Below are 967 nucleotides of genomic sequence, written 5' to 3' on the forward strand. Positions count from 1 at the left end.
CCCGGCCCCGTGCCCCGCCCCGGTTGTCGGTGCCGCCTGTCACGGTGAAACGTGTGGGTTTTCCGTTGTGGTCCTCGCGTTCGAACGTGCTCGAACATCGCTCGAACGCGATGGTTCGCCCGGAACTGCGGCAATGACGTTGACGCGGGTGGGGGAGAGAGCTTTACTGGCAAACGGGATCGAACTTTTGTTCGAGAGTTCGATTCGAACAAGCATCGTGACTCGAACAGGCACGGTGACTCGAACGACACGGGGCAAACGGACGGGCAAGCCCGGACCGGCGGTGCGTGGGGAAGCGCATCGCCGGCCCCCGGCAGAGGAGGAGTCGTATGACACGCCTGCACACCGACCCGGTGGAGGTGCTGCGCAGTGGTGGGGACCCCGCGCGGTTCCTGTGGCACGACCGGCTCTATGTGGTGCGTGAGGTGCTCGGCCACTGGGTCGAGACCGGCGAGTGGTGGCAGCACGCCCGCTCGCGGACCGCCGTCGTGGCGACGGGGGAGCGCGAGGTCTGGCGCGTGGAGGCCGGTGCCGGCCGCACCGCGCCGCTGGGTGTGTACGACCTGAGCCTGGACGCCGGCTCCGGCGCCTGGACGCTGGCCAGGACCGCCGATTGACGCGGTCCACCGATCGACGCTGATTGCTGATTGAGGAGGCAACGCCATGACCATGAGCGCCCGCCTGAACCAGTCCGCCTACCAGCCGGAGATACCTGAACCACCGGTGCGGCGCGCGCCCGTCCGGTGGTCCTCGGCGCCGCGCGGCGCCCTCGACCTGCTCGGCCAGGCCCGCCGGGGGCTCACCGAGGCGGCCGTCACCCGAGACCCCGCCGAGCGCTACGCCACGGCCCACCTCGCCGCACTGCGGGTGGCCGCGGCCGTGCTCGCCGCCCGGGCCAAGGCCGACGAGCAGCGCCCGGGCCGCCGCCGGCGCGCCCCGCGCAGCGCGTGGGAACTGCTGCCCAGGG

At 71.9% G+C, this 967-nt stretch carries 2 protein-coding genes; both read left to right on the forward strand.

Features of this window, described 5'->3' with window-relative positions; all coding sequences use genetic code 11:
* The first annotated feature begins 329 nt into the window (after window positions 1-329).
* Complete coding sequence (locus GT354_RS22980) at window positions 330-617, forward strand: DUF6504 family protein (protein WP_161358269.1); 288 nt, start codon at window positions 330-332, stop codon at window positions 615-617.
* Window positions 618-663: 46 nt separating this feature from the next.
* A partial coding sequence (locus tag GT354_RS22985; RefSeq protein ID WP_237535359.1) for an SAV_6107 family HEPN domain-containing protein occupies window positions 664-967 on the forward strand: 304 nt, incomplete at its 3' end.

Source organism: Streptomyces sp. SID3343, from assembly GCF_009865215.1.
GTDB lineage: Bacteria > Actinomycetota > Actinomycetes > Streptomycetales > Streptomycetaceae > Embleya.

Coding starts and splice junctions, on each gene's coding strand:
- GT354_RS22980 (WP_161358269.1), top strand. CDS start 330: ATGACACGCCTGCACACCGACCCGGTGGAGGTGCTGCGCAGTGGTGGG.